We start from the raw sequence: 487 nt of genomic DNA, 5'->3' as shown, positions 1-487 counted from the left end.
CTCTTTCAGTCCGCTTCGAGCACTTGCACGCCGGCAGCTAACAGTTGCACGATGATACGAATACCAGATTTCACCGACCTTCAGCACCAGACTGTCAAAGGCGCTTTCGCCGCCGCGGGGATCACGTTTCAGCGTCTCCTCATTCGGCCGGTCGCTGCCTCCCTTGCGTATGGCCTCGACCAGAAAAGCGCAGAGCGGCGTGTTGTCGTCTACCATTTGGGGGGTGCTAAATTTGAGGTCTCTTTCCTGTATATCGACGATGGCGTCTTTGCAGATAGGACGACTTTCAGTGATACCGGTCTGGACGGCGAAAACTTCAACCAGCTTATTGTTGAGTACCTCGGCAAGATCTACCAGGATAGAACCGGGGTGGATGTTACGAATGATCATCGCGCCATGCGTAAGCTGAGACGAGAAGTCGAAAAGGCCAAGCGCACGCTGTCATTCCAGCTCGCCACCCGCATCGAGATCGAGGCGTTCGAGAGTG

Annotated in this window: 1 protein-coding gene; it reads left to right on the top strand. The window is 55.0% G+C overall.

Features of this window, described 5'->3' with window-relative positions:
• Positions 1–51: 51 nt before the first annotated feature.
• Positions 52–487 (top strand): Hsp70 family protein (locus D7X55_RS46050; RefSeq protein ID WP_368666524.1); only part of this gene is annotated, 436 nt, incomplete at its 3' end.

Origin of the sequence: Corallococcus sp. AB049A, assembly GCF_003668885.1 — a bacterium.
Taxonomy (GTDB): Bacteria; Myxococcota; Myxococcia; order Myxococcales; family Myxococcaceae; genus Corallococcus; species Corallococcus interemptor.
The sequence above is the reverse complement of the archived record's forward strand: the minus strand, read 5'-3'. Positions and strand labels throughout refer to the sequence as shown.